Origin of the sequence: Bacteroides caecigallinarum (assembly GCF_016902295.1) — a bacterium.
GTDB classification, from domain to species: Bacteria; Bacteroidota; Bacteroidia; order Bacteroidales; family Bacteroidaceae; genus Phocaeicola; species Phocaeicola caecigallinarum_A.
Map to the genome: position 1 here is coordinate 1 of NZ_JACJLQ010000203.1, position 270 is coordinate 270.

Here is a 270-nt window from a genome sequence, read left to right on the forward strand (position 1 = left end):
TGATGGTTGAGCTTGATGATATAGTGCGTTTTAAGAATGCTGACCATCTGGCTTCTTTCATCGGTCTGGTACCAATGTGTCATTCGAGCGGTGAAAGTAACGGCACAGGGGATATAACTATACGCCGACATTTTATGCTTCGGTGTCTTTTGATTGAAGCCGCATGGATTGCAATCCGTAAGGATCCTGCAATGACTGTATCCTATACGGAATACCGTAAACGTATGAATCCACAGAAATCAATTGTAAAGATAGCCAGACGGCTTGTAA

Annotated in this window: 1 protein-coding gene; it reads left to right on the top strand. The window is 43.0% G+C overall.

Annotated elements, in window-relative coordinates; translation table 11 throughout:
• On the top strand, positions 1-270 hold a 270-nt coding region (locus H6A27_RS15895; protein WP_204509226.1), incomplete at both ends, for a transposase.